General features: G+C 72.3%; 5 protein-coding genes. 1 reads left to right on the forward strand and 4 read right to left on the reverse strand.

The window, feature by feature from the left end:
• Positions 1-431 precede the first annotated feature (431 nt).
• Complete coding sequence (serB, locus tag AOJ26_RS36535; protein WP_053852658.1) at positions 432-1,646, forward strand: phosphoserine phosphatase SerB; 1,215 nt, start codon at positions 432-434, stop codon at positions 1,644-1,646.
• 85 nt (positions 1,647-1,731) lie between these two features.
• Here the strand turns inward: serB and AOJ26_RS36540 are convergent, their stop codons facing one another.
• From AOJ26_RS36540 to AOJ26_RS36550, 4 genes are all read right to left on the reverse strand, one after another.
• On the reverse strand, positions 1,732-2,250 hold the full coding sequence (locus AOJ26_RS36540) for a SixA phosphatase family protein (RefSeq protein ID WP_053852659.1): 519 nt from the start codon (positions 2,248-2,250) through the stop codon (positions 1,732-1,734).
• Between the two features lie 65 nt (positions 2,251-2,315).
• Positions 2,316-2,522 carry a hypothetical protein gene (locus tag AOJ26_RS36545; protein ID WP_053852660.1) on the reverse strand — a complete coding sequence of 69 codons (207 nt, stop codon included), beginning with the start codon at positions 2,520-2,522 and terminating at the stop codon, positions 2,316-2,318.
• A gap of 198 nt (positions 2,523-2,720) precedes the next feature.
• Entirely contained in the window at positions 2,721-2,837 is a 117-nt protein-coding gene (locus AOJ26_RS44985) for an SGM_5486 family transporter-associated protein (RefSeq protein WP_086724758.1), read from the reverse strand.
• A gap of 86 nt (positions 2,838-2,923) precedes the next feature.
• Positions 2,924-4,187, reverse strand: a 1,264-nt coding sequence (locus tag AOJ26_RS36550; protein WP_053852661.1) for a cyanate MFS transporter, incomplete at its 5' end; no start/stop codon positions are given.

Consider the following 4,187-nt stretch of genomic DNA (forward strand, 5'->3'; position numbering starts at 1 on the left):
CCCCCACCGCCGCCGGGGAAGCCGAAGGGACGGCGCTGATCCGGGGGCGGGAGCCGCGGCACACCCGGGAGGCGGGGGAGCCGCAGGAGACGCGGGAGCCGCGGGGGCTCAGGGGCTACGGCAGGCTCAGGGCCGCGGGAGACTCGGGGGCCGCGGGAGACTCAGGAGCCCGGCAGCCCGAACTTCACCCCCGCTCACCGCAACGCACGCGTGTCCCGCCACTTGATCCGGCGCGGGAGACGCCGTAGCCGAAGGAGTCGCAGGAGGCGCAGGGACCCGGCAGCCCGAAGCTCGCCCCCCGGCTCACCGCCGCAACGCCCCCGTGTCCCGACCGTAAGGGTCTCGCCACCCGCTCGACACCGAGTGTTCCGTGTCCGTCAGACGGACCGCGGGAGCAGAAGGCACTGGGTGCCGGATACGGTGGGAACACCATGAGCGCTGAGCAGACCTCGTCCTCCGACGTCCCCACCCTTCTCGTCAAGATCTTCGGGAAGGACAGGCCGGGCATCACGGCCGGCCTCTTCGACACCCTCGCCGCCTACTCCGTCGACGTGGTCGACATCGAGCAGGTCGTCACGCGTGGCCGGATGGTGCTGTGCGCGCTCGTGACCGCGCCGCCCCGCACGCTGGAGGGCGATCTGCGGGCGACCGTCCACAGCTGGGCCGAGTCGATCAAGATGCAGGCGGAGATCATCTCCGGTCTCGGCGACAACCGGCCGCGAGGGCTCGGACGTTCCCTGGTCACCGTGCTCGGTCACCCACTCACCGCGGAGGCCACCGCCGCGATCGCAGCCAAGATCGCCAAGGCGGGCGGGAACATCGACCGTATCTTCCGGCTGGCCAAGTACCCCGTCACGGCCGTCGAGTTCGCGGTGTCCGGCGTGGAGACCGAGGCGCTGCGCACCGCCCTGGTGACGGACGCCGGCAAGCTCGGTGTGGACGTGGCCGTCGTGGCCGCCGGCCTGCACCGCCGGGCCCAGCGGCTCGTCGTCATGGACGTGGACTCCACGCTCATCCAGGACGAGGTGATCGAGCTCTTCGCCGCGCACGCCGGCTGCGAGGACGAGGTCGCCGAGGTGACCGCTGCCGCGATGCGCGGGGAGCTGGACTTCGAGCAGTCACTGCACGCGCGTGTGGCGCTGCTGGAGGGGCTGGACGCCTCGGTCGTCGACAAGGTGCGCTCCGAGGTGCGGCTGACGCCGGGCGCGCGCACGCTGATCCGGACGCTGAAGCGGCTCGGCTTCCAGGTCGGTGTCGTCTCGGGCGGCTTCACCCAGGTCACCGACGACCTTCAGGACCGGCTGGGGCTGGACTTCGCCCAGGCGAACACTCTGGAGATCGTCGACGGGAAGCTGACGGGCCGGGTCGTCGGGGAGATCGTGGACCGGGCGGGCAAGGCGCGGCTGCTGCGCAGGTTCGCCGCCGAGGCGGGGGTGCCGCTGTCCCAGACGGTGGCGATCGGCGACGGCGCCAATGACCTGGACATGCTCAACGCGGCCGGGCTCGGGGTCGCCTTCAATGCCAAGCCGGTGGTGCGGGAGGCCGCGCATACCGCGGTGAACGTGCCCTTCCTCGACACCGTGCTGTACCTGCTGGGCGTCACCCGCGAAGAGGTCGAGGCGGCGGACGCGCACGAGGAGGACTGACCTCCGGCGACGGATCGGCAGGGCCCGGCTACCGTGACGGTGCCGGGCCCTGCCGTGTGTCGCGCGTGCGGGAGGACGTGTGTCCTCAGTCGGACGGCGCCCAGTAGTCGACCAGGGTGGCCGCGCCGGGCTCCAGGGACTTCCAGGGCCCGCTGAACGTCAGGACGGCGAAGGCGGCGGCCGGGAAGCCGCGGCCGCTCATCCGCTGGCGTGCGTCCCCCTCGGAGGCACCGGCGAGGACGTCGGCGAGGCCCTGGATCCCCGGGTTGTGGCCGATCAGGACGGCGTTGTGCACCTCGTCCGGGGTCTCGTTCAGCACGGCGATCAGCTCGCCGGGCGAGGCCTCGTAGATCCGCTCCTCGTAGACCGTTTTCGGCCGGTGCGGGAACTCCTGCACGGCGAGCTTCCAGGTCTCACGGGTCCGGGTCGCGGTGGAGCAGAGGGCCAGGTCCAAGGGGATGCCGGAGTCGACCAGCCGTCGTCCGGCTTCCGCTGCATCTAGTCGGCCCCGGTCGGCGAGCGGCCGCTCGTGGTCGGTCACCTGCGGCCAGTCGGCTTTCGCATGCCGGAAAAGGACAATCCTGCGGGGATCTGCGACGCTCATGGGATCCAGCTTCGCATGAAACAGGCCACGGGGCGCAGGGAGTTGGCGGGCGGCTTCGTGGGTGCTCAGCGCGTTATGAGCTGCTGTACGCGCTCCAGGAACCGGGTGACGAGGGGGTCGCCGGAGGCCGCGTGCGCGTCGGCGGGATTGAGGATGAGGGCCAGCAGGACCACGAAGGCGAGCATGGGCAGTGCGAGGGCCCACCAGGGCAGCCGGATGTCGACGCCACCCCTGGACGCCGGGTGGGGCGGGGTCTGCGTAGGGGCCGACATGAGTGCCTCCGCTGGTCTTCGAGTCCTCCGTGAGCCGCTGCTCGCGGCCACATCTCGAAGTTACGGAACCGGCGGCCCTCAACCCATCCGGTGATCCACCCAGTTGACCCTGACACTCGCCCCCTAGGGGATGTGGGGTTAACCCCACCACCGCCCCGCCACCGCCCCGGCGTCGGGCCGGGGAGCGGGTGGCCGGGGTCAGGGCGAGGCGATCGTGGCGATGATCGCGATGACGACGAAGATGGCGAAGAACGAGCCGAAGACCAGCAGCATCTTCTTCTGGCCGTTCTGGGGGTTCGGATCGAGCACTGGCATGCGGCCAGTCTCGCACCCCGGTCTCTTACCGAGGCGGCAGGGGTGGCTCTCTCCCCGAGGCGACCGAGGCGAGCGACCGAGGGGCCTCAGCGGGCGGCCTCGTCCTCCACGGTACGGTCGCGGCCCGCGAGCACCCCGACCGCCATCTGCGGGACCATCAGGCCGATCATGAGCGCGATGGGCAGGCCCCAGCCGCCGCTGTGCTGGTAGAGCACGCCCACCAGGAGCGGTCCCGGGATGGAGATCAGATAGCCGGTGCTCTGCGCGAACGCGGAGAGCTGGGCGACGCCCGCGCCGGTCCTGGCGCGCATCCCGACCATGGTGAGGGCGAGCGGGAAGGCGCAGTTGGAGATGCCGAGCAGGACGGCCCAGGCCCAGGCGCCCGAGGCGGGGGCGAGGTAAAGGCCCGCGTATCCGGCGAGACCGCAGACGCCGAGCGCGATGACGATGGGGCCCTGGTGCGGCAGACGGGTGGCCACGCGCGGGATGACGAAGGCGAGCGGGACGCCCATGACCATCGTGACGGCCAGCAGCAGCCCGGCGGTGCCCGCGGGCACGCCCGCGTCCCGGAAGATCTGCGCCATCCAGCCCATGGTGATGTAGGCGGCGGTGGCCTGGAGCCCGAAGAAGACGGCGAGCGCCCAGGCGGTCCGGCTGCGGGTGATCCGCAGCGGCGGGTGCTCCTGGCGCGCGTGCACGTGCCGGACGGGTCCGGCGCCCTCCACGCGCGCGTGGACGTTCTGGACCACCTTCGGCTCGGTCGGCGCGGGCCCCCGGTCGCGCACGAGCGGGATCCACGGCAGTACGGCCGCCGCGGCGAGGAGCGCCCATACCGTGAGCCCGGACTGCCAGCTGCCGCCCAGTGCCTCGGTCACCGGGACGGTCACGGCGGCCGCCGCGGAGGTGCCGAGGGCCAGGGCCATCGAGTACAGGCCGGTCATGGAGCCGACCCGGTCCGGGAACCAGCGCTTGACGATGACCGGCATCAGGACGTTGCTGACGGCGATCCCCATGAGGGCGAGGGCGCTGGCGGCCAGGAAGCCCGCCGTGGAGCCCGTGTACGGCCGTATGAGCAGGCCCGTGGTGATGGCGACCATGCCCGCGCAGACCACCGCGCCCGCGCCGAAGCGGCGGGCCAGGCGGGGGGCCGTGACACCGAAGACGGCGAAGCACAGCGGGGGCACCGAGGTGAGCAGCCCGGCCACGCTGCCGCTCATGCCGAGCCCGTCGCGCACCTCTTCGAGGAGGGCGCCGAGGCTCGTGATGGCGGGGCGGAGGTTGAGGGCGGACAGCACGATGCCGACGACGACCAGGCGCACCGCCCACGCGCGCGGGGCGGTGCGCCTGGTC

The sequence above is a fragment of the Streptomyces sp. NRRL B-24085 genome (assembly GCF_001282115.1).
In the GTDB taxonomy this organism is placed as follows: domain Bacteria; phylum Actinomycetota; class Actinomycetes; order Streptomycetales; family Streptomycetaceae; genus Streptomyces.